Annotated in this window: 20 protein-coding genes, 1 pseudogene, 1 riboswitch and 1 other annotated feature; all 21 genes and pseudogenes read left to right on the top strand. The window is 50.8% G+C overall.

The annotated features are described in order from the left end of the window. Positions 1-517 (top strand): hypothetical protein (locus B3W37_RS10765; RefSeq protein ID WP_483175740.1); only part of this gene is annotated, 517 nt, incomplete at its 5' end. A 551-nt stretch (positions 518-1,068) separates the two neighbouring features. Beyond that, positions 1,069-1,138, top strand: a riboswitch (Fluoride riboswitch). Between the two features lie 78 nt (positions 1,139-1,216). After that, positions 1,217-2,725: a dynamin family protein gene (locus B3W37_RS10760; RefSeq protein WP_483175739.1), complete on the top strand. Its 1,509-nt coding sequence runs from the start codon at positions 1,217-1,219 to the stop codon at positions 2,723-2,725. Further along, positions 2,721-2,951: pseudogene (gene eno, locus B3W37_RS10755) on the top strand (phosphopyruvate hydratase); the annotation flags it as partial. The gene B3W37_RS10760 and the pseudogene eno, both read left to right, overlap by 5 nt. Positions 2,952-2,989: 38 nt before the next feature. After that, a complete protein-coding gene (locus B3W37_RS10750) occupies positions 2,990-3,451 on the top strand; it encodes an HAD family hydrolase (protein ID WP_483175746.1) in 462 nt (153 codons plus the stop codon). Positions 3,452-3,732: 281 nt separating this feature from the next. Further along, positions 3,733-3,822: a lasso RiPP family leader peptide-containing protein gene (locus B3W37_RS10745; protein ID WP_483175737.1), complete on the top strand. Its 90-nt coding sequence runs from the start codon at positions 3,733-3,735 to the stop codon at positions 3,820-3,822. Positions 3,823-4,260: 438 nt separating this feature from the next. Then, positions 4,261-5,196 carry a sporulation protein YtxC gene (gene ytxC, locus B3W37_RS10740; RefSeq protein WP_483170149.1) on the top strand — a complete coding sequence of 312 codons (936 nt, stop codon included), beginning with the start codon at positions 4,261-4,263 and terminating at the stop codon, positions 5,194-5,196. 120 nt (positions 5,197-5,316) lie between these two features. After that, positions 5,317-5,901, top strand: a complete 585-nt coding sequence (locus B3W37_RS10735; RefSeq protein WP_483175735.1) for a DUF445 domain-containing protein — start codon at positions 5,317-5,319, stop codon at positions 5,899-5,901. A 28-nt stretch (positions 5,902-5,929) separates the two neighbouring features. Beyond that, positions 5,930-7,840, top strand: a complete 1,911-nt coding sequence (gene thrS / locus B3W37_RS10730) for a threonine--tRNA ligase (RefSeq protein ID WP_483175733.1) — start codon at positions 5,930-5,932, stop codon at positions 7,838-7,840. A gap of 195 nt (positions 7,841-8,035) precedes the next feature. Continuing rightward, positions 8,036-8,569, top strand: coding sequence for a translation initiation factor IF-3 (gene infC, locus B3W37_RS10725; protein WP_481043130.1), 534 nt, complete (start codon positions 8,036-8,038; stop codon positions 8,567-8,569). Continuing rightward, entirely contained in the window at positions 8,570-8,761 is a 192-nt protein-coding gene (rpmI, locus tag B3W37_RS10720) for a 50S ribosomal protein L35 (RefSeq protein ID WP_481038198.1), read from the top strand. A 22-nt stretch (positions 8,762-8,783) separates the two neighbouring features. Continuing rightward, entirely contained in the window at positions 8,784-9,143 is a 360-nt protein-coding gene (gene rplT, locus B3W37_RS10715) for a 50S ribosomal protein L20 (RefSeq protein WP_481038199.1), read from the top strand. A 175-nt stretch (positions 9,144-9,318) separates the two neighbouring features. Further along, entirely contained in the window at positions 9,319-10,131 is an 813-nt protein-coding gene (locus tag B3W37_RS10710; RefSeq protein ID WP_483175731.1) for a TrmH family RNA methyltransferase, read from the top strand. 146 nt (positions 10,132-10,277) lie between these two features. After that, positions 10,278-10,503 (top strand) — a binding site (T-box leader). A gap of 41 nt (positions 10,504-10,544) precedes the next feature. Continuing rightward, complete coding sequence (gene pheS / locus B3W37_RS10705; RefSeq protein WP_483175729.1) at positions 10,545-11,567, top strand: phenylalanine--tRNA ligase subunit alpha; 1,023 nt, start codon at positions 10,545-10,547, stop codon at positions 11,565-11,567. An 11-nt stretch (positions 11,568-11,578) separates the two neighbouring features. Further along, positions 11,579-13,630, top strand: a complete 2,052-nt coding sequence (gene pheT / locus B3W37_RS10700) for a phenylalanine--tRNA ligase subunit beta (RefSeq protein ID WP_483175727.1) — start codon at positions 11,579-11,581, stop codon at positions 13,628-13,630. Positions 13,631-14,015: 385 nt separating this feature from the next. Continuing rightward, a complete protein-coding gene (locus B3W37_RS10695; protein WP_483175725.1) occupies positions 14,016-15,689 on the top strand; it encodes a uridine kinase family protein in 1,674 nt (557 codons plus the stop codon). A 271-nt stretch (positions 15,690-15,960) separates the two neighbouring features. Then, entirely contained in the window at positions 15,961-17,385 is a 1,425-nt protein-coding gene (locus B3W37_RS10690) for an ATP-binding protein (RefSeq protein WP_481038204.1), read from the top strand. A gap of 92 nt (positions 17,386-17,477) precedes the next feature. After that, positions 17,478-17,753 (top strand): cell division protein ZapA, encoded by a 276-nt coding sequence (locus B3W37_RS10685; RefSeq protein ID WP_481038205.1) that lies wholly within the window; start codon positions 17,478-17,480, stop codon positions 17,751-17,753. Positions 17,754-17,756: 3 nt separating this feature from the next. Next, entirely contained in the window at positions 17,757-19,001 is a 1,245-nt protein-coding gene (locus B3W37_RS10680; protein ID WP_483175723.1) for a DNA polymerase/3'-5' exonuclease PolX, read from the top strand. Positions 19,002-19,154: 153 nt separating this feature from the next. Beyond that, entirely contained in the window at positions 19,155-19,826 is a 672-nt protein-coding gene (locus tag B3W37_RS10675; protein ID WP_481038207.1) for a YetF domain-containing protein, read from the top strand. Between the two features lie 63 nt (positions 19,827-19,889). Continuing rightward, positions 19,890-20,837: an NGG1p interacting factor NIF3 gene (locus tag B3W37_RS10670; protein WP_483170216.1), complete on the top strand. Its 948-nt coding sequence runs from the start codon at positions 19,890-19,892 to the stop codon at positions 20,835-20,837. 33 nt (positions 20,838-20,870) lie between these two features. Then, positions 20,871-23,342 (top strand): U32 family peptidase, encoded by a 2,472-nt coding sequence (locus B3W37_RS10665; RefSeq protein ID WP_483175721.1) that lies wholly within the window; start codon positions 20,871-20,873, stop codon positions 23,340-23,342. Positions 23,343-23,347 lie beyond the last annotated feature (5 nt).

The raw sequence follows: 23,347 nt of genomic DNA, 5'->3' as shown, positions 1-23,347 counted from the left end.
GTTGCATATGGCTATTATAGCCATATATATGATAGAATGGAGGCATATAAACTTGGGAGGAATAAAAATGCCAGTATATACAATCAGTGATGCTAGAAATAAATTAAGCAGTTTACGGCATGAGGCGGCACAAGGGAAGGAGATTCTATTAGAGGATGCTAAACGCAGGGATGACCAGCCAGTTTCCATGATTGCCACCTTCTTGATTGACTCCCTGTGTGAGGAAAAGACATTTTCTTTTGAATGGGTTGACACTCCGGGACAAGGAGGGGACTCGTATTCACTTTGGAATAAGGAAACAAATACATTTGGTATTGGCAGAACCCAGAGAGAAGCAGCTGAAAATTTTTTAGATAATATCCAGGAGTATGCTTTAGTATATTTTGACGACCTTCCCTTCTTCCTAAGCAAGAACAATCCAAGTAACAGCCATTACTGGTATCTGCGGAGGGTTTTAAGATGCAGTAATCGTAGCGATCTAGTTAATATGCTAGGCTTAGGAGAACATATCGAATAATGGGATATTCCTTCACCTGGAAAGATATTCAGAAAATCTGCACTGGCTTAGGTATGGAAAGACAAGGAAAGACCAATATATGGAAAGGCGTGGGGGGCGACGGCATTAAACGCGCAGCCACTATACACCCCGACCACAAAGGGACATTGGGACCAGGACTGGCCTGTAGGATTGCAAAAGAACAATTGAAATTTCAGTCAATCGAAGATATGTATAGATATCTGCAAAACCTCTAAAACGACTCCCCCTTTTCAACCCGCCCCCCCGGAAAATATATACTCTCACTGCAGACCGCAATAAAAGCACTCCCGAAAAAAATTTCGGGATTTTTTATTTTGTTTTGCGGGGGCTATTTGGCTCTGGGGACAGTTTTGGGGACAAACCTTGATTTTCGGCAGCTGCTGCCATTGATGACAGAGATGGAATTTGCCCAATTAAAAGGATAAAAAAGCTTCATCAATGCTTCTTCCCGGCTGCTGATAATATTTTGGATTTTAAATTATAATGGTTGTTTGAATAAAATCCCGATGGTAAGATAAATATTAACTAATACAAATATAGGTGATGGAGCTCACCAGGCGTAATGCCAAAAATGCGACAGCTAATGGCTCCTGTCTTCGGGCAGGCGCCTTTTATTTTCTTAAAAAGTCCTGGCGCTGCGCCAATTACTGGTAAAAGGGCCAAAAAAGGAGTAGTACTATGGATGCGGGGATAAAAGTACCAACAAAAACGAAGTATAACCGCGAACTGCACAATATTTTTAATGAGATTCAAACCGGCGCTGAAGAGTTGGGCTTGAACTCATTAATGAGCCCAATAGGAAGCATCAGAAAATTTGCCCAGGAGAATACCTATTTAGATGTGGCTGTTTTGGGTCAGTTTAAAGTAGGGAAGAGCTCTTTTCTTAACGGCCTTCTGCAGCAAAACATACTCCCTACGGGTGATCTCCCGGTTACCTCAGTCATTACGCGGATACATTATGGCAGCAGTCCCAAAGCTACTGTGACATTTAGCGGTGGAAGCCATCGAACCATTGAACTGTCAGAAGTGGCATTATATGTATCGGAATCGGAAAACCCCAAAAATCAGAAGAATGTTATTTTAGTGGATGTTGAGACGCCTGCTATGGTAAACATGAAAAAAATCCGGTTGGTCGATACACCAGGAACGGGGAGTATTTGGAGACACAATACAGAGACTACCGCCGCATGGTTCCCCGAAACAGGAGGGGCATTTATACTGATAAGCGCTGAAAGGCCTGTTTCAGAAAATGAATTAGAATTGCTTAAAGAAATCTTCCTGTATACGCCTGAAATACATCTGATAATGACCAAGACAGATTTATATAGCGAAGCAAAATTGAGGGAAATTGAAAGTTTTACATCTGCAATCCTCCAACAGGAACTCGGCCGCGGGTTTCCTATTATGCACTATTCGATACTGCAGAACACTGGGGTTTTTAACCGCACTATTATGGAAAAGGCCTTATTGCCTATGGCTGCAAGTCGTGATGAAGTGTTTGTCAAGATACTGAAGCACAAGACTTCATCGCTGGCACAAAGTTATATATCGTATTTGGATATCGCTTACACCGCATCACTAAAAATGGAATCGGAAAGACAACGCTTGAAAGACATTATCTTGGACGAACACCTTAATAGCGCATTTGTCCGTCAGGAATTGCTCTTGATTACGCAGAGCTATAAAGAAAAGACACGGGAGAGCATGCGCCAATATCTGGACAGCTATCGCGTTTCCATAGTAACAAATTTAACTGAACGATATGATTCTGCGTCTGCCCATTGGGAGGGCAATCTTTTTCAAGTCGCCAGACAATATGAAACCTGGATGAAAAACTCATTAATCATGGAACTTAAAGAAATATTACTTAACGAAGAGAAAAGTTATGAATTGATCGCCGCCGTCAGAAAACATTTTACCTTTTATTTGAAATCTTTTCGCGAAAGATTGACCGCAAATTTGGAAAGGGTATTGGGTGCCGCTATCAGATCTGAACAGTGGGAAATTAGTCAGAGGGCCATTGCGAAGCCCGATGTATCCATTAGCAGGTCCTTTGACATGCATTTGGATATGCTATGGTTCTTGTTTCCTATGTTTATGTTCAGGCCGTTGTTTTTAAGGTATTTTAAAAAGCAAATAAATATGGAAGTAGAAAAAAACCTGCATCGGATGATATCGAACTATTGAAATGGCTAAGAAAGTTGGTTACCGGACTCTGATTTCCCATAGATCAGGCGAAACAGAAGACTCGTTTATTGCTGATTTAGCCGTTGCTGTTAATGCGGGCATGATTAAAACAGGTTCACCGGCCAGGTCTGATCGTGTGGCAAAATATAACCGGCTGCTTCGTATTGAGGAGCAGCTGGGCAATGCCGCACAATATGCGGGAAGGGCGATGTTTGAAATTAAATAAATCACCTGGCTATTCGAGGAGGGAGAAATTTGCTGGAAGTGGACATCCCCGGTAGGGGTTTATTGAAACTCACTCACCTCTTATTAGATGTTAATGGGACGTTAACCGTGGATGGAATATTAATACCAGGCGTTAAAGAGCGCGTCGAACTGCTAAAAGATTTACTGAGTATTCACCTTCTAACGGCAGACACCTTTGGCAGAGGGGTTGCTGTGGCATCTGAATTAAGAACCCGATTTAAGCGGGTTGATTCCACTCAAGGAGGCCTGGACAAGAAGGATTACCTGTACAAATTGGGGAGGGGAAATACGGCAGCTATCGGCAATGGGTACAATGATATTTACATGCTGCAAGACGCCGCTCTGGGCATAGCAGTGATAAACAACGAAGGCTGTGCGGCGGAAGCTATACGCCGAGCGGATATTTTGGTCAACAATGTGGTTGATGCTTTAGATCTATTGATCAATCGCAACCGCTTGATAGCGACTTTGCGTGCTTAATTCCATATGGTTTGCGGCGGGGGAGATGTAATTTATGCTTTGCAGGACCGGACATTTTGCTATAATCTATAATAGTAATAATTGGATGATGGGGGGGAGAGAATTGAAGCTTGCCTATGAAAAACCGCATGTGATCGTTCACGACAGCTTGCAGAAAAATACCGCTGATCCATCTGGTTTGGGGTAGAATAATTATTATATAAGTAAAACATCTGGAATTTTCTTTTACAGGAAACTTTTTGAGGCGTTATTTGGGTAATAAATATTGGGGAGGTTATTTGATGAAGCTCAACTATGAAAAACCGCAGGTAATCGTTCACGGCAATCTGCAGGAAAAAACCGCTGGGGTTTCTCCGTCTGCTCCTATTTAGGAAGGTATAGGAAGGTAATCGATAAAGACTTCCCGCGCAACCCCCGGGAGATTGTTTGCGAGTGACTGGGATCACATAGGTGCAACTCTTTAATATGGGAGGTTGATGAACATGAAACCTGTTTATGAAAAACCTCGGGTTAACCTGTGGGGAGACCTCAACAACATCACCCGGGCAGTGATCAGCGACGTTTAATGTGTGGGTCTTTTACATTAGGCACCGGTGCAACCAGCAAACCGGTGTTTTTCTTGTCTTTCTGCTGCTTCTCAAATCCGCCGGCACATCTCATTCGGCCTTAGCGCCAACCAATCATTCATAAAAAACCCCTTTATATACAGTCATATCCAGCATTAACACTATGAAACATCGGACCTGCTACTGAATAATGAAATTTTGGCAAACATATAAATAGACTAACTTTTAAGTAGGAGGCCATTTATGGTTTACGAATTGCAGGTTATTACCATACGGGCAAATAACCGCCTGGGGGAATTGATCAACGAGCGGCTGGAGTGGATAAAACAGCGAGGTTACCAGGTAGAGATCATTTCCGAACATCTGGACGCAGACATGGACAGTATGATCTTCAGACTGCATGAGAGCGGCCGGGATGAGGACGTTTTTCACACCGGCGATATCGTCTACATCTGTAAGCACCAGCTGGCTGAAGCCATTGCTGAGCATATCGTTACCGCCTGGGAATCACGTTTGTTATGGCGTGAAATACAGCGCACCTGTCGTTCGTTGTCTCCTGATGATAAAAACCGTCTTTTGGGCAAAGCCGAGGAATTCATCAAATGTTGTCACTCCAGCGAGAGCTTGAACCTGCTCATGAATTTCGGCCGCAAGAGCCGCATCGCCAACCGGATTATGGGCTATATCGAGGACGCGCCCCAACTGGTGGTGGAAGGCTTTATCACTTTTTGGATGCAGGATTACCTGACTGAAATAAAATTCGCCGTAGAAGTCGCCATCGAGGAACTGCGCAATGAGAAGGAATATAATGACTTCGTGAACCTCCTGCGCTATTTCGTGGAAACTCAGCCCCCCAAGGTACAGGAGGTAAACCTTATGATGAGCAATAATGGCGTATTCTACCTGTGGGACAGCGCCGGAACCAAAATCGATGAAAACTATATCAACTACTACCTCGAGGATATGCTGTCAGAGGAAATCGACCTCGATGATGTCCTGGTCAGTATTTTAGTAACCGTTGCCCCCCGGCGCATAGTCATTCATGAGAGCAGTCCGCTGCCCCCCAAGGAATCTGTGACTATGATCCGCAATGTATTTCAAGACCGCATCGTCACCTGCCAGGGGTGCGAACGCTGCGGACAGTTGCAGGGCCATGAAGCCGGCCTGCGCAATCCTTAACCACTTAAGCCCCCGGCCTCAAACTTACCGGCCCGCCCCCAATCCCTCTTTATTGCGACTGCCCGGGAAATCTGCTATATTTGTTTAAAACAGTAAGGTGGCCTATGAGTCTTGCAGCTATTGACTATCCCTTTGATCGGCGCCTTTATTGGATATATTACCAATGTTTTTGCCATCAAGATGCTTTTCTGGCCCAGGCAACCGGTCAACCTGGTTTTCTTTGAAATGCAGGGAGTGCTCCCCAAGCGGCACCGGGATATCGCCAGCAGTATCGGGGAGATTGTTGAAGAACGGCTCTTGTCCATGGATGACTTCTTTGACAGTGTTGACACCCCGGAACTGCGCCACCGCATTTTGGACGAGGTAGTGCAGGCTCTAAAAAAGCGGCTGGGTACGACCCTGTTGCGCATCACCCCGGACAGGTTGTACCGGTTGATCGAGGAAAGCCTGGAGAAAATCGTGCGCCAGGAAGCTGATCGTATAATCCGCCAGGCGATCGAAAGCGGCCGCGCATCCATTACCGCCGAGATCAGCGTAAAGCAGATGGTAGAGGATAAGATCAACGCTTTTGAACTCAATGAACTGGAAGTGATGATTCGTCAGGTATCCCAGACCGAATTGAGGTTTATCGAGATATTAGGTGGCGTCCTGGGTTTCTTGTTAGGTTTAGTTCAGGTGGCCATCCTTTTAATTTTTCCACGCTGACAGATTGCAGGCAGGAGGTATTTGAAAAATGGTATCAGTAAAATTAAAAGACGGTAGTGAACGGCAGTTTCCAGAAGGAACCACCCTTTTGCAGGCAACTGAAAGTATTAGCAAGAAGTTGGCCAAAGAATCGCTGGCAGCCCGTTTCAACGGCAGCCTTACCGATTTGAACCGGCCCCTGCATGAAGATGGGGTTTTAGAGCTATTGGGCTTTGAAGAGCAATCCGGTCAGGATGTTTATCGGCACAGCTCTTCACATATCATGGCCCAGGCGGTCAAACGGCTGTGGCCGGATACACAGCTGGCCATCGGCCCGGCCATCGACAAGGGCTTTTATTATGATTTCGACAGCACTCATACCTTTACCCCCGAGGATTTTGCCGCCATTGAAGCGGAAATGAACAATATCATCAAAGCGGACTATCCCATTATCCGCAAAGAAATGCCCCGCGAGGAGGCCATCCGCTTTTTTAAAGAAAGGGGCGAAGACTACAAAGTGGAGCTTATTGAGGATCTGCCGGAAGATGCTTTGATAAGCCTCTACCAGCAGGGCGAGTTTGTGGATCTCTGCGCCGGCCCCCATGTGCCTTCTACCGGGAAGATCAAAGCCATCAAGCTGATGAGTTTGGCCGGGGCTTACTGGCGCGGCAGTGAGGCTAATGCCATGCTGCAGCGCATATACGCCACCTCGTTCCCCAAAAAAGCACAGCTGGATGATTATCTGTACAAACTGGAAGAGGCCAAAAAGCGCGACCACCGCAAACTGGGACGGGAGTTGGGCCTGTTTGTCATAGTCGATGAAGGTCCTGGCTTCCCGCTGTTTCTCCCCAAGGGGATGATTATAAGAAATGAGCTTGAGAATTTCTGGCGCCAGGAGCATGCTTTGGCCGGGTACCAGGAGATCCGCACCCCGATAATTCTGAGTGAAGAGCTGTGGCACCGCTCCGGGCACTGGGATCATTATAAGGAAAATATGTATTTCACCAAGATCGATGAGGGGGACTATGCAGTCAAACCCATGAACTGCCCGGGCGGGCTCCTGGCTTATAAGCAGAGTCTGCACAGCTATAAGGAACTGCCCTTGCGCATGGGCGAAATGGGTTTGGTGCACCGTCATGAACTCTCCGGAGTCCTGCACGGCCTGATGAGGGTGCGCGCCTTTACTCAGGATGATGCCCACATTTTCATGCTGCCCGAGCAGATAATAGACGAGATCAAAGGGGTCATAAACCTGATCGACCGCTTTTACGGCCTGTTTGGCTTCCCTTACCATGTGGAATTATCCACCAAACCCGAAAAGTCTATGGGTTCCGACGAGGTCTGGGAAGTGGCTACCAACGCCCTGGAACAAGCCCTGCAGGAAAAGGGCATGAGCTACAAAATCAATCCTGGAGACGGCGCCTTTTACGGCCCCAAGATAGATTTCCACCTCAGGGATTCGCTGGACAGAACCTGGCAGTGCGGCACCATTCAGCTGGACTTCCAAATGCCGGAGCGCTTTGATCTCACCTATATCGGTGAGGACGGCGAGAGGCACCGCCCGGTGATGATCCACCGCGTTATTTACGGCAGCATCGAGCGCTTCATCGGCATTATCACCGAGCACTTTGCCGGGGCTTTCCCGGCCTGGCTGAGTCCGGTGCAGGTCAGGATTTTGCCCATCACTGACCGGCATCACGATTATGCCGTACAGGTGCTGTCCCGGCTCAAAGCGGCCGGACTGAGGGCGGAGGCCGACCTGCGCAGTGAAAAAACCGGCTACAAGATCCGTGAAGGCCAGCTGCAGAAGATCCCCTACCTCCTGGTGGTGGGGGATAAAGAGATCGAAGCCGGAAGCGTTTCAGTAAGGCACCGTAAGGATGGCGACCTGGGCAGCCAGGGAGTTGAAGAATTTATACAGGCCATTAAACAAGAAATAGAGGAAAAAGTTATCAGATAAAGCCTTGCAGGGCATTTCTGGTTATGATATAATTCTTGGCGTATCAAGCAGGAGCATTGCTTCTCACCTTACAACTGTGGTTCGTAAGGTATTATACGAATCGTAATGGTTTGCCGGAGCCTTGAGTTCAGCAAACCCGGGCGTATAAGAAGCGAGCCTTGTGCTCGCTTATATTTTTGTGGAGGTGAATTTCTTATCAGTAAGGATTGGAGAGTTAACGAGGAAATCCGGGCCAAAGAGGTTAGGCTCATCAGTGAAACTGGGGAACAGCTTGGGATTGTGCCCATCCGTGAAGCCTTGGAGATGTCGCTGCAGAAGAATCAGGATCTGGTTGAGGTAGCGCCGTCGGCCAAACCACCGGTGTGCCGTTTCATGGATTATGGTAAATTCAAGTTTGAACAGAATAAGCGCGACAAGGAAGCGCGCAAGAAGCAAAAGATTATTTCTGTGAAAGAAGTCAAGATGAGACCTAACATCGAGGATCATGATTTTCATACCAAGGCCAAGAACGCCAGGAAGTTCTTGATGGCTGGTGATAAGGTCAAGCTGACTATCATGTTTAAGGGACGGCAGATCACCCACCCGGAGCTAGGCGAGAGACTCTGTATCAAACTTGCTGAGGATTTAGCGGATATATCCACGGTAGAAAAGAGCCCCAAAGTGGAAGGTAGAAATATGACCACCATTTTTGTACCTAAAGCTGAGATCGACAAAAAGGAGGAAGCATAAATGCCGAAAATGAAAACCCACCGGGGAGCTGCCAAGCGATTCAAGAAAACCGGTAGTGGTAAGATAAAACGCTCCAAAGCCTATGCCAGCCATTTGCTCGGGGACAAGAGCCCCAAGAGAAAACGCGGCCTGCGTAAAGCCGGCCTGGTCAGCAAAGCTGAGACCAGCCGCATCGCCAAACTGATTCAATAATCTATACGGGAGGTAGTAAGAAATGCCGAGAGTTAAACGTGGTGTGACTTCACATCAGCGACATAAAAAGATTTTGAAGCTGGCTAAGGGATACCGGGGCAGCAAATCCAAACTGTACAGGGTTGCCAATGAACAGGTCATGAAATCCGGCCAGTATGCATACATTCACCGCCGTTTGAAAAAGCGGGATTTCCGCCGCTTGTGGATAGCCCGCATCAACGCTGCAGCCCGCAACAACGGTCTTTCCTACAGCCGTCTGGTGCATGGCCTGAAGGTGGCCGGGGTGGAAATCAACCGCAAGATCCTGTCGGAGATGGCCATCAGCGACCCGCAGGGCTTTACCCGCTTGACTGAAGTGGCCAAGCAGAGTATCGGTAAATAACACATAAAGAATCAAGAGGCTGTTCCATTGGTTAGACTAAGGAACAGCCTCTGTGTTTTATGCGACAAAAAGATGACAATAAAGGAGCATCCCTTTTGTCATCCTTTCGCCACACCGGCGTGGCGTCGTAGAAAAATCGAGGTCCTAGCATTTTGCATTTATCCGGGGGGAAGACATGAAAGAAATAAATTCCAAAGAAAATCCCCTGATCAAAGAAATCTCCAGACTGAAACACAAAAAATACCGGGATCAGACCGGGAGGTATATTCTGGAGGGCCTGCACCTGGTGGAAGAAGCGTTGAGCAGCGGGCAGCAGCCGGTGTGTCTGCTGGTGGCCAAGAAACGCCGGGAGCAGTACCAGGCTTTTGCAGCGCAGTATCCAAACCTCTCCTGGTATGCGGTGGATGAAGGCATTATGAAACTGATCTGCGACACCGAAAACCCGCAGGGAATAGCAGCGGTGATGACGAAGCCCGCTTACTCCCTTGATCAGGCGGCCAAACCGGGCGGGCTGGTGGTGGTTCTGGATCAGCTCAGCGATCCCGGCAATGTCGGCACAATAATCAGAACATGTTGGGCATTTGCAGTTGATGCCGTCTTAATGACCGCCGGATGCGTGGATCCATTTAACCAGAAAGTGGTGCGCAGTGCTATGGGGGGAACCCTCTATGTTCCTCTGCTGGAGGGGATCCAAATTTCCCAGCTGCGGGAGTTGAAAGCCCGCGGCTACCGTTTGTGCGGCGCCGCCGCAAGAGGCGCCGTTTCGGTTTATGAAGCCGATTTCAAGGGCTCGCTGGCGGTGGTTATCGGCAGCGAGGCCCGGGGATTAAGTCCCGAGGTGGCTTCCCTTTGCGATGAAATGGTGGCCATCCCCTGCCGGGCCGGGGTTGACTCGCTCAACGCCGCAGTGGCATGCGGCATTATTCTAAGTAAAAGCTGGAATAGCCGCTTTTATCGGGAGCCCTTTGTCTTACCAGGGTTGGTGTGATATAATAGCCCTAGTTGGGCCCTAGCTTTAACAAAGAGGGGTGAAGGGTTAGTGATGACGCAAGCTGACGATCTGTGGCGCCTTTTTGAGGTGTCAGGTTGCATTATATATTACCTCTTGTATAAGATGATGGTAACCCAATAATATGATAAACGAGGAACAGGACAAGTAGCTTGTTGTACTCCCGACAGGGAGGTCCGGTCGGCGATTGAGAGCCGGACTGAGGGTAAAGGCATGCGAATTCACCTGGGAGTTGTGGGCTGAAAATAGAGTAGGCTATACCGGGGTGCCCCGTTACAGGCAGGGTAAGTGAGTCGGGCCTTGGTCCGGCTAATTTGGGTGGTACCGCGGAACTGTGCTTTCGTCCCTGTAGGACGAGGCTTTTTTATTTTCTGGAGGAGGCGATAATCGGTATGCTGGTAAGACTGGAACAGTTGTCTCAAAAGGCTGAAGCCGCGCTGATTGCGGCGGCCGACCTGGAAGCCTTAAACGAGCTCAAGGTTAAAATGCTGGGCCGCAAAGGGGATATAACCTTGTTATTGCGGGGCCTGAAAGATCTGGGGGCCGAAGAGCGCGCCCGGGTAGGCAAGCGGACCAATGAAGTCAAAGCCCAATTGGAGGAGCTCATACAGAATCGGGCTGAAGAGCTGCAGGGGTTACAATTGCAGAAACGGCTCCAAGAGGAGAGCATTGACGTTACCCTTCCCGGGGTGGCCCTGCCCAGAGGCAGCAAGCACCCGCTCACCCGCATTAATGAAGAAATAGTGCAGATCTTTAACGGGATGGGTTTCGCTGTTGCCGAAGGACCGGAAATCGAACTGGATTATTATAATTTTGAAGCCTTAAATGTCCCCAAAGACCACTCTGCCCGGGATATGCAGGATTCGTTCTATATAGATGAAGATGTCTTGCTCAGAACCCACACCTCGCCGGTTCAGGTGCGCACCATGGAAAAGATGGCTCCGCAGCTTCCGGTTAAAATCGTGGTGCCGGGCAAAGTCTACCGCAAAGACGATGACGCCACCCATTCTCCCATGTTCCAGCAGGTGGAAGGGCTGTTAATCGATCGGCACATCACTTTTGCCGATCTCAAGGGAACCCTGATGCTATTCGCCCAGGAGATGTTCGGCTACAATGTACGGGTGCGCTTCCGCCCCAGCTTCTTTCCCTTTACTGAGCCGAGCGCCGAAATGGACATCTCCTGTGTGATGTGCGGAGGATCCGGCTGCCGGGTATGTTCTCACACCGGCTGGCTGGAAATTCTGGGGTCAGGTATGGTTCACCCCAATGTGCTTCGTTACGGGGGGTATGATCCCGATCATGTTACGGGCTTTGCTTTTGGCATGGGGGTGGAGCGCATCGCCATGCTGAAATACGGCATTAACGACCTGCGCTTGTTCTTCGATAACGACCACCGATTTCTGCGTCAATTTTAGGAGGTGACAGGATGGGAATATCATTAAACTGGCTCAAACAATATGTGGATATCAAAGAGAAACCCGAAGTTATCGCCCACCGTCTCTCCATGGCAGGAATACTGGTAGAAGGCCTGGAGGAAAGCGGCAGCGATATAATCATGGATCTGGATCTGACTCCCAACCGGGGCGACTGCCTGGGCATGATCAACCTGGCCCGGGAGATTTCAGCCCTGACCGGCAAGCCGGTGAAGATTCCGGAAATTGTTTTGCGGGAAATACCCGAGAATATAGAGGATTACATCAAGGTGGAGATTGAAGACCCGGTTCTGTGCCCCCGCTATACCGCCCGCCTGGTGAAGAATTGCGTGATCAGGCCATCGCCGGCCTGGATGCAGGAGGCCCTCATCAATTCAGGGATTCGCCCCATCAACAATATCGTGGATGTCACCAACTATGTAATGCTGGAGGCCAATCAGCCCCTGCACGCTTTCGATTACAGGCTCCTGGGACCGGAGCCGCGGATTGTGGTGCGCCGGGCCAGAGATGGTGAGATTTTTACCACCCTGGATGAGCTGGAAAGGCGTCTGGACAGCAATATGCTGGTGATCACGGATGGGGAAAGACCGGTGGCCCTGGCCGGAGTAATGGGGGGCTTAAACACCGAAATCAATGATGATACCCGCGATGTATTGCTGGAATCGGCTAATTTCCTGGGGACCAACATCCGCAAAACCGCTCGGAAATTGGCCATGCGCAGCGAGTCCTCGATGCGTTTTGAAAAAGGCCTGGATATCAATGGGGTCATCTATGCGCTGGACCGGGCTGCTCAGCTCTTGCAGGATCTGGCCGGGGGCGAAGTTGTCGAAGGAATTTTCGATTGCTACCCGCAGGTGGCGGCTCCTGTTGAAATACTGCTGCGTCCCGGACGGGTCAATCATCTTCTGGGAACCGATATCAGCATCGAGGCCATAAAGGGATATATGAATTGTCTGGGTCTACCCTTCGATGAAAAGGACGGGCAGCTATTGGTTCATGTACCCAGCTACCGGGTGGATCTAAACCTGGAAGCGGATTTAATTGAAGAGGTGGCCAGGCTTTATGGCTATGACAACATCCCCAGCACTCTGTCCCGGGATGCCAGCCGCGGCGGGCTGAATCCCTACCAGCAATTCCGCCGCCAGGTCACAGCGGTGATGGCTCGTTATTTCAATGAGGTCATCAATTACAGCTTCATTAACCCGACGGCCTTCGAGCAGATTATGATGCCTGAAGACAGCCCCTTGCGCCGGACGGTTAACATTGCCAACCCGCTTTCCGAAGAGCAGAGTGTGATGCGCACCCTGTTGCTGCCGGGCTTGTTGAAAAGCCTCAGTACCAACCTGGCCAGGAGAAACCTGAACTTGTCTTTTTTTGAAACCGGTACGGTTTTTTATCCCGGCGAGGAGAAACTGCCTGCTGAAAATCTTAAACTGGGGGCCATAGTTTGCGGGCGCAGCCAGATCAATTGGATGAAGCATGATATAGAAATGGATTATTACTATTTGAAAGGCATGGCCGAAATCCTTTTAGAGGAGATGGGCTGCCCCGCAGTCAGCTTTGCCGCGGCAGAGGCTCCCGGTTACCATCCGGGCCGCACCGCAGCCGTCTCCTGTAACGGGGAGCGGATCGGGGTACTGGGCGAGCTTCATCCCGCAATTCTGGAGGCCTATGGTATTAAAGAGCGGGCCTGTGCCATGGAACTGGACCTGGATAAACTCTATGCCCGGTGCAGCCAGCGGATTGAATCCCGCGAGATCCCCAGGTACCCTGCGGTTGAACGGGATCTGGCCTTGCTTTTGGAACAGTCCAGAACCATGGCTGAAACCATGCAGGTCATTCGGGAAGCGGCCAGCGGGCTTCTGGAACAGGTCACTTTGTTTGACGTCTACGCCGGGGAGCAGGTGCCGGTTGGCTACAAGAGCCTGGCCTTCCGCCTTACCTTCCAGTCCTATGACCGGACCCTGACAGATGCGGAAGTAAATGCGGAAATGGATGCCGTCCGTCAGAATGTACAGACCCGGCTACAAGCTGCCCTGCGCTAGGATAGGAGATTACGATTGTGGGGACGGTCCCCAATCGTTATACAATCGTCATGCGGGGTTTACTGGCCGCCTGCCACAGATTCCGGGAGGCCTGATTAATAAGACATAGAAAATATTGCCGGAAGGAAAGTAAATCAGGTTCAGAGAATATAATATATTAACCAAAACAGGCACGGTTCACCAGGACAGCATCCGCCGTGAAAAAGAGGGCTAGAGGCCCTCTTTTATTTTACTGCGGGCAGGGAGAGCGGGGGCCCTCTTGCTTCTCACTCTCTCAACAAAACGCCCTGTCCTTACCGAATCCAGCAAATTGCGATGATGACCACAATCAGGCCGAATTGTATTATAATGAGGGGTAGACGGGTTTGTGAGGAGGGGGGTCATTATGGCCATTTCCAGCTTTAAAAGCTATGATATTCAGGTTAACGTAAAGGGCTTAGGCCCTTATATTATCCCTAAGGAAAGCACCACCGGGGATCTGGTCGGCCTCTTGAAAGACCGGGTTTCGCATCAGGTAGCGGCAGTGATTATCGACAATCGGCTTGAGGATTTGAACTTCGTCCTGGATAAAGACTGCGATATAGAACTGATAGATACCAGCAGCGAGAGCGGAGCCAGAATATACCGGCGCAGTATTGTTTTTATGCTCATTAAGGCCTGCCGGGAGTTGTTCCCTCACAGCGAACTGATCGTCAAGCACTCACTGTCAAACGGCCTCTATTGCGAGCTCCAGGATCAGCCTCTAAGCGACCGGGATATAGAACAAATTCAGAAGCGTATGCGGGAATATGTGGTTCAGGACTTACCCATTGAGAAACGGGTGGTGAGCCGCGAAGAAGCACGGCGCATCTATGCCCGGCAATGCCAGCTGGATAAAGTGGGGCTGCTCGAATATCGTGACAAGGCCACAGTGCACATTTATGAGCTTGACGGCTACTATGAGTATTTCTATGGCTATATGCTGCCGCGCACCAGCGATCTGGAGCGTTTCCGGCTGTTGAATTACCCGCCCGGAATGATCCTGCAGACCCCCGATGTATACAACCCGGACGGCATCCGGCCATTTTCCGACCTGCCCAAGCTGTTCAATATTTATCAGGAAGCCAAGAAATGGGCAGTGATGCTGGGTACGCCCCATGTAGCCGCTTTCAATGATATTATCCGGGAGGGCGGTTTAAGGGATTTGATAATGATCAACGAGGCTCTGCATGAAAAGAAAATTGCGGACATTGCCGATCAGATCTGTTCAAATCCGGAGATCAGACTGGTGACCATAGCCGGACCCTCTTCATCAGGTAAAACTACTTTCGCCAATCGCCTCATGATTCAGTTGAGGGTCAACGGGCGCCGTCCGGTGAGCATTTCTATGGACAATTATTTTGTGGATCGGGATCTGACCCCGCGGGATGAAAATGGTGAGTATGATTTCGAAGCCCTGGAAGCACTGCAGTTGGATCTCTTCAATGAACACCTGTGCCGTTTGATCGACGGTGAAGAGGTGGAAATACCGCGTTACGATTTTCTGACTGGCCGGAGTCTGAGCCGGGCCAGCAGGCTGCAGGTGCCTCCCGGGGAATTAATAATAATAGAAGGGATTCACGGCTTAAACGAAGGGCTCACCTTCAGTGTGCCCCCGCGCCAGAAGTTCCGCATCTATGTGAGCGCTCTGACACAGCTGAATATTGATTATAGCAACCGCATCCCCACCACCGATTCCCGGCTGATCCGCCGGATTGTCAGGGACAACCGGGTCAGGGGATACTCCGCGCTGGAGACCCTGGGAAGATGGCGCTCGGTGCGCCGGGGAGAAGAACGCAATATCTTCCCTTTTCAGGAAAATGCCGATGTGATGTTCAATTCCTCCCTGGTTTATGAATTAGCCATATTGAAACCCTATATCGAGCCGCTGCTTGCCGAAATCAAGCCGGATATGCGGGAATATGTGGAGGCCACCACCCTGTTGAAATTCTTGAGCTACTTCCGCCCCGCGCCAGACAATTTTGTTCCGCCTAACTCCATACTGCGCGAATTCATCGGAGGCAGCTGGTTTAAAGATTGAACAATCCAAAGGTTTTAAACCGGGTTTGACTCAAGATGGAAAGCGGGTGCAGAATATAATCAGCCGGTTTGCTCTTTCACGTTTGGCCAAGCGTTTAGCAATGGATGGCATTAAAAACGGCTGCAGGGGAATAAATGCCGGCGTTAGGAACTATTTTATAGTCCCCTTCCCATCTGGGGATGATTGATACGAGGTTGTGATCGGTACGAACTCCTGCCGACGGCTCTAAGGAGGAAAAACCGCGCTGCCTTTTAAATTTAAGGAGGTAGTAATGCCCAATCTGTTTCAACGACGTTTGACCCTTTTTTACCTCTTGCTTATTGTTGCCGTGATGGCGGCCATGGGTGTGATTTTGAATATGGTGATCAAGCGCGGTTCTTTTGACGCTTCTATGGACAAGTTCCTTTTAACCATGGTGCTGGCAACCGTCGCGGTAGGTATTGTGGCCGCCCTCATAAACATCTGGATTGCGGCCCAGATGTCAAGGCCAATCGAAATCATAACCGCCGGGGTAGACAACATGGCCCAAGGCAACCTGCGCCAGCGCATACACCTCTTGCCATCGGATGAACTGCATCATCTGGGGCAGTCAATCAATGAACTGGCAGAGACCCTGGAGCATAACCTTATTGAGATCTCATCGGTAAGAAACCGCCTGGCCCTGGTTTTAGACACTACGATAAACGGTATTTTTACGGTGAGCCAGTACGGCAGAGTAACCTATATGAATCGGGTAGCCTCAAAGATACTGGGGCTTGGTCCCGAAGAGTTGGGCAAAAAGCATTCCGAAGTCATTCAAAACTATACTTTAATCGATCTCATCGATAAGGTGCGCACCACTCACCAGCCGGTGCGTTGTGAGATCAAATTCCACAGCCATCTCGACCGACTCTTGGAGGTAAATGTGGTGCCGCTAAGGGCTGGCCTATATGGCCGCGAAGAAGGCACTCTGGCCATTTTCAACGATATTACCGAATTGAAGCGGCTGGAAAGGGTGCGCAAGGATTTTGTGGGCAATATCTCCCATGAACTCTTAACTCCGGTAACCACTATCACCGGCTATGCAGAAAACCTGATGAATTGCCAGGGTATGGACCGGGAACAGATCCGGCAAAAATCGGCCGTTATTTACGATGAAGCCAATCGTCTGCAGCGCCTTATCAGCAGATTGATGGAACTGTCCCGGATTGAATCCGGTCGCTTACAGCTGCACCTGCAAACCCTTGATATATCCGAAATAATCGAGAAATCCATTTCCATGTCGCGGCGGGATCACGAGCAGGAGATTTGGGTGGATTTTAATAAGCCGACCGAGCCACTGATGGTGGATTTTGATGAAGAATTGATCGTACAGGTGATACTCAACCTCTTGGACAATGCCGTCAAATACAGCCCCCCCAATACCCCGGTGGTGATCACGGTTGAAGACCAGCCTGAAGAGGTCAAAGTCACGGTGAGCAATCAGGGTGAGGGAATTCCTCCGCAGGAGAAGGAGCGCATCTTTGAACGCTTCTACCGGATTGATAAAGACAGATCAAGAGACACCGGAGGTTTTGGCCTGGGCTTATCCATCGTCAAACATCTGGTGGAACATCATAACGGCAAGCTGGGTGTGGAAAGTGAGCTGGGCCGCGGGGCTACGTTCTACTTTACCTTGCCTCACAAAATTGAAACCGGCGGTGAACTGCCGCAATAGGATTGCGGCTGACCTGGGAGCGGCGGCAGGAAAAACCCGCCTTAACAGAGAATAAACAGCAAATATTGACCTTAAAATGAGGGGTGAGCTGCTTGAACAATAAAAACCAAATTACGAAAGTTACGGTATCGATTTTTAACGAAGACTATGTGGTAAGAGGAGAAGAAGATCCTGAATACATACAGATGCTGGCCTCCTATGTCGATAGACGCATGCGCATGATTTATCAGCGTAATCCCAATCTCTCCAGTACCAAGGTGGCAGTACTGACAGCCCTCAACCTGGCGGACGAATTAAACAAGCTGCAGGAAGACTATGACGAACTGGTAAGAGCCATGGAAGAGGAGCGTAAAAATAGGATGGGATAACTCATGACCAACCTGGAAGTGGCAAGCAATCAAAGCGGGGGCAAATATTCTATCGGACTGGCATTGCCCCTGGCCGAGAAATTAGCAGAACATCTTCACCACCGCCTGCCGGGGACCCAGGTTCAGATAGTTGGCAGTCTGCGCCGGGGTAAAGCTCTGGTAAGTGATGTGGATATTTTAGCAGGCTGCCCGGACGGCAGTAAGGTGGCGCAGGCCCTGGCTGATTTTTCCGGCATCGATCTGCATGCGCGGGAAACTGACCGCATCGCAGGGTATCTGCCCCATCGCATTCCTTTTGAAATCATTCTGGTCCAGCCCCGGGAATTTGCCTGCCATCTTCTGACTTCCACCGGCTCCAAAGCCCATCGCAATCATATTCTGAAAGGTTTAGAAACAGCTCCCCCGACCTCCTTCCAGAACGAAACCCAGCTCTACCAGTACCTCGATATGGCCTATATTCCGCCTGAATTACGCGAAGACCGGGGCGAGATCGAAGCCGCCCGGGAAAAGCGCCTGCCGGAACTGGTTGAGCTGCGGGATATAAAAGGCGACCTGCATGTGCATTCCAATTGGAGCGATGGCTTCGAAAATCTTATAGTTCTGGCAGAGGCGGCCCGTTTAAGGGGTTATGAATATATGGCTATAACCGATCACAGTCAATCCCTGCCCAGTACCGGGGGATTGAACCCGGAACGCCTGAGTATGCAGGCCCGGGTTATAGACGGTCTCAACCGGCAACAGCCGGGGCTGCGTCTTCTGCGGGGCATTGAAGTGGACATCCTCAAGGATGGCAGTCTGAACCTCAGCGACGCAGATTTGGAGCAGCTGGATGTAGTCATAGCTTCTATTCACAGCCATTTCAGATTGGATCGGAAAGAGCAGACCCGGCGCTTATTGCGGGTCATCGAGAATCCTCATGTGGACATAATCGGACACCTCACCGGGAGGATGCTCAACAAACGCTCAGGCTATGAACTTGATCTTGAGCGGATTCTCCAGGCGGCCGCCCAGCACCATAAAGTACTGGAAATCAATTCACACCCCAGCCGCCTGGACATTGACGAAGATGTGGCCCGCAGGGCTGTTTCGCTGGGCATCAAGATCGCGGTCAACAGCGACGCCCATCACCAGGGGGAAATGGACCTGCTGCGCTATGGCATCTTCAACGCCCGCCGCGGATGGGTTGAGGCCGCGGATGTAATCAATACCTGGAGCCTTAAAGAGGTTCTGGACTATTTTCGGTCCTGATCCCCCGGGTTCTATTCCGTTTTTCACCACTTCTCCTCAAACAAACCACCACTGCTTCCCGGTTTAACTTCATGACATCTCCCCGCCCCGGAGAATAAACCCTTGGGACTCGGCGCAATAATAAGGTATCCGGGGCTTAAGGAGGTCGGAGCAATGTTAAGCTATGCATTCCGCGCTGCGGTGATGTATTTTATGGCCTTGATCATGGTCAGGGTATTGGGCAAGCGGGCTCTGGGTGAACTGGGGCCTTTTGATTTCGTAGTCATGACCGGGGTGGGTCACACCGTGGTTTCCATCGCCCTGGACCAGAGTATACCTTTCATCGAGGGGGTAGGAGTTCTTGGCACCTTGGCTTTTCTGGAATGGCTGATGTGTTACCTGGGACTGAAAAACCAGAAGCTGTCCAATCTTATCACCGGAACCCCGGTAGTTTTGATAGAAGACGGCCGCATTATCAAAGAGAATCTGGCCAAGGAGAAATTCAATGTCGATGACCTCATGCAGGAACTGCGCAAACAAGGGATTCCCGATATTGACATGGTGGAAAAAGGGGTTCTTGAATCCTGCGGAGGTTTTAGCGTTATACTGCGCAGCGGGGATGAGCCTCTCACCAAAAGGGATTTGGGAGTATATGCTCCCCCGCGTAATGAGGTTTTGACCAAAGTGGGATTGACGCGGAAGAATTTTTTCAAAGAACAGGAGAAACCCAACTGGCAAGGCGAACCGGAATTGTCCCTTCCCCAGGCCTTCAGCAAGCTGGAGGCTCAGCTGCAAGATTTATCCAGCCGCTTGGACGAAATCAATAAAGCATTAAAGGCCCGATAGATGGCTTTGTGATATAATGGAAACGCATTTTTTTAAGCGCATTAGATGAAGGGTGGTCAAAAGATGAAGTTAAAAGAGATATATGAACTGGCCGTCAGCCTGGGGAAAAGATATGATCCGCGCGGAGATGAAATCAATGCCTGCCTGGAGCGGGAGGCCAAGGCTTATGAAGCGTTAAAAAGCAGCGATCAGGAGTACTATGATACCGAGGCCTTATCCAATCCCTACGGCGATACCCGCATCCTGCAGGGCAGCGGGGACGAAGAGGTTGAAGCGGTCATGACCGGAATCGACATCGAAACCCCGGAAATCCTGCTGGCCGATCAGCTCAGGAAAAACGGCCGCCGTATTGATGCGGTGATTGCCCACCATCCCGAAGGCATCGCCCAGGCTGCTCTGCACCAGGTAATGCATGTTCAAGCCGATATGCTGGCCCAGGCCGGCGTGCCCATCAGCATAGCCGAAGGCATCATGGAGGCGCGCATTGCAGAGGTACACCGCACCTTGATGCCGGTAAACCACCAGCGGGCGGTTGATGCCTCCCGTTTGCTGGGGATACCGTTTATGTGCGTGCATTCCCCGGCCGACAACCTGGTAAATCACTATCTGAAGCAACTGTTTGCCAGTAACGCTTACCGCAGTGTGGAGGATGTCTTAGAACTCCTGCTGACTATTCCCGAGTTTCAGATGGCCCGACGTTTAAAAGCCGGCCCGCGCATTCTGGCCGGAGACAAAAAGCGCCGGGCCGGACAGATATTCATAAAAATGACCGGGGGAACCGGTGGCTCGGAAAAATCCTACGAGAAGTTGGCTCAAGCCGGGATAGGCACTGTGATATCTATGCATATGACTGACAAGCATCGCCAGGCGGCCAAAGACCATCATATCAATGTCATCATATCCGGACATATGGCCAGCGATTCGCTGGGAATGAATCTGTTTCTGGATGAGCTGCAGAAAAGGGGCATAGATATATTGCCCTGCGCCGGATTGCTCCGGGTAGAGCGCTAAGACCCCTGTTCCGGTGCTTCAGGAGGTAAAAAAATGGAATTGTTAGCCCCGGCCGGCAACTGGGCTGCACTACAGGCCGCCTTTGCCAATGGGGCGGATGCGGTGTATCTGGGCGGCCGGCATTTCAATGCCAGGCAGTCTGCGGCCAATTTCAGTCTGACTGAGATTGAAAAGGCTGTAGAATATGCCCATTTACGGGACAAAAAAATATACCTCACCTTCAATACCTTGATTGACAACCGGGAGTTCCCGGCTGCGCTGGATTATGCCTATTCCCTGTACCGCAGCGGGGCGGATGCGCTGATCATCCAGGATCTGGGTCTGTTGACCAGCCTGCATGAACTTCTGCCTGATCTGCCCCTGCATGCCAGCACGCAGATGACGGTGCACAACGACCAGGCCGCGCTTTTACTGCAGAAACAGGGCGTGGCCCGGATAGTCTTGGCCCGGGAGATGTCTTTGGAAGAAATAAACCGCATTCATCAGGAAACTCCGGGGATGGAATTTGAGGTATTCGTCCATGGAGCCCTGTGTTTTTGTTATTCAGGCCAATGCCTTTTCAGCAGCATGGTGGGTGGCCGCAGCGGTAATCGGGGCCGCTGCGCTCAGCCCTGCCGCCTGCCTTATCAGCTGATGGCGGATAATGGCGCCGAAAAGAAGCCGGTGGAGGCTCGGGGTCGCTATTTGCTAAGCCCGGCTGACCTGTGTCTGGTGGATCATCTGGCAGAACTTAAAAAGGCCGGAGTCAACTCGCTCAAGATCGAAGGACGCATGAAGCGGCCGGAATATGTGGCGGTTGTAACCTCGGCCTACCGTCATGCCCTGGATCTGCTGCGTTCCAATCCGGAGGCCCGGGTGGATGAAACCCGGCGGAAGAAGCTTTATCAAATCTTTAACCGTACTCTGGGCACTGGTTTCCTGGCGCCGGGACAAAAGGCGCTGAGCATTAACCGCCCCAATAATCGCGGGGTGTATCTGGGCCGGGTGATCAGTCACTACAGCGGTTATATTACCATAAAGTTAAGCGATACCCTGGCTTTGGGCGACGGCCTGGAGGTGTGGGTGGCCCAGGGCAAAGGGCCGTCAGCTATTGTCAAAGCTATTGACCTGGACGGTCAGGCCGTCGTTCAAGCGGTGCGCGGCCAGGTAGTGACTGTTCCCATGCCGGGGCGGGCTGCGCCGGGAGACCGGGTCTTTAAGACCCATGACCAGGCCTTGATAGCTGAAGCCCAGGCCAGCCTGCAAGCCGACCAAGCTTTCAAAATCCCGGTTAAAATGATGATACGGATTAAAGCAGGGAGCCCCTTGCAACTGACCCTGGATGATTCCGCCGGCCGCAGTGTAAGGGTGGAGGGCAGTACTATAGCAGTGCCGGCTCAGGGGCAGCCTTTAGAGGAAGAGGTCATCCTGGAGAAGCTGTCCCGCCTGGGGGGAACCCCGTTTGTCCTGGATGAGTACCGCTTGGAATATGAAGGCAACCTGATCCTGCCCTACAGCGATCTCAACGAAAGCAGGCGCCGGGCCGCAGAGCAGCTTCTGGCTTTGATTACCCATCGTCCGGCCCCGGACGCGGAGGATCAGGCCCGTTTTCAGCAAGGGGTAAAAGAGCGTCTGGGCCCAAAATCGGTGCGGCGCCGCATTGCCCCGCCGTTGCTGAGCATAGCGGTCGGCACCGTTGAAGCAGCCCGCCAGGGGATAGAGGCCGGCGCTGATCGCGTATATATTGCCATCGAGGGCTGGCGGGGTTATACTGCCAAGAGGGAAGAGATTGCGGCCTTATCGCGCTGGGGCAGCCAGCGGGGCGCCGAAGTCATTCCCGCTTTACCGCGCATACAAAAAGCCGGTGAAATGCAGCCCTGGCAGGAGATAAAACCGGCCGCATTTCCAGCCCTGTTAGTTGGAAATCTGGGGGCATTAAGCTGGGCGATGCAGAATGGAATTCCCTGCCGCACTGATTACAGTTTGAATTGCTTTAACCAGTTCAGTCTGGATTGGCTTTTATCCCGGGGCGTACAGGGGGCTTGCCTGTCCCCCGAGCTTAATCTGGAACAGCTCCACAATTTCAGGGATTTGAGTGCCGCCGAACTGATGGTGCACGGGGATCTGACCCTGATGGTCTCAGAAAGCTGCCCTATCGAAGCCGCCAAGGGCGGGGAGAAATGCGGGAGTGCCTGCCAGAAGGCCCGATATTGGCTGCGGGATGAAAAAGGTTATGAATTCCCGGTGGCCACAGATAAAAAATGCCGTTTCTACGTATTTAATTCTAGGCGCCTCTGTCTTCTGGATGATTTGGAGCGCCTCTGGCCACTGGGATGCGAAAGCCTGCGCATCGAGGCCTGGTGTGACAGCCCGGCCCAAACCGCTGAAACCGCAGCCGTGTATCGCCGGGCTATAAATGAATTGTCACAAGGAAAAAAGCCTGACCTGGCCTTATTGCGCAAAGTCCTGCAGCAAAAGCAGGGATTTAAACCGACCAAAGGCCATTTGTACAGGGGCGTACTATAATTTAA

Source organism: Syntrophomonas sp. UBA5494, assembly GCF_002426325.1.
This window is presented reverse-complemented; position numbering and strand designations above follow the sequence as displayed.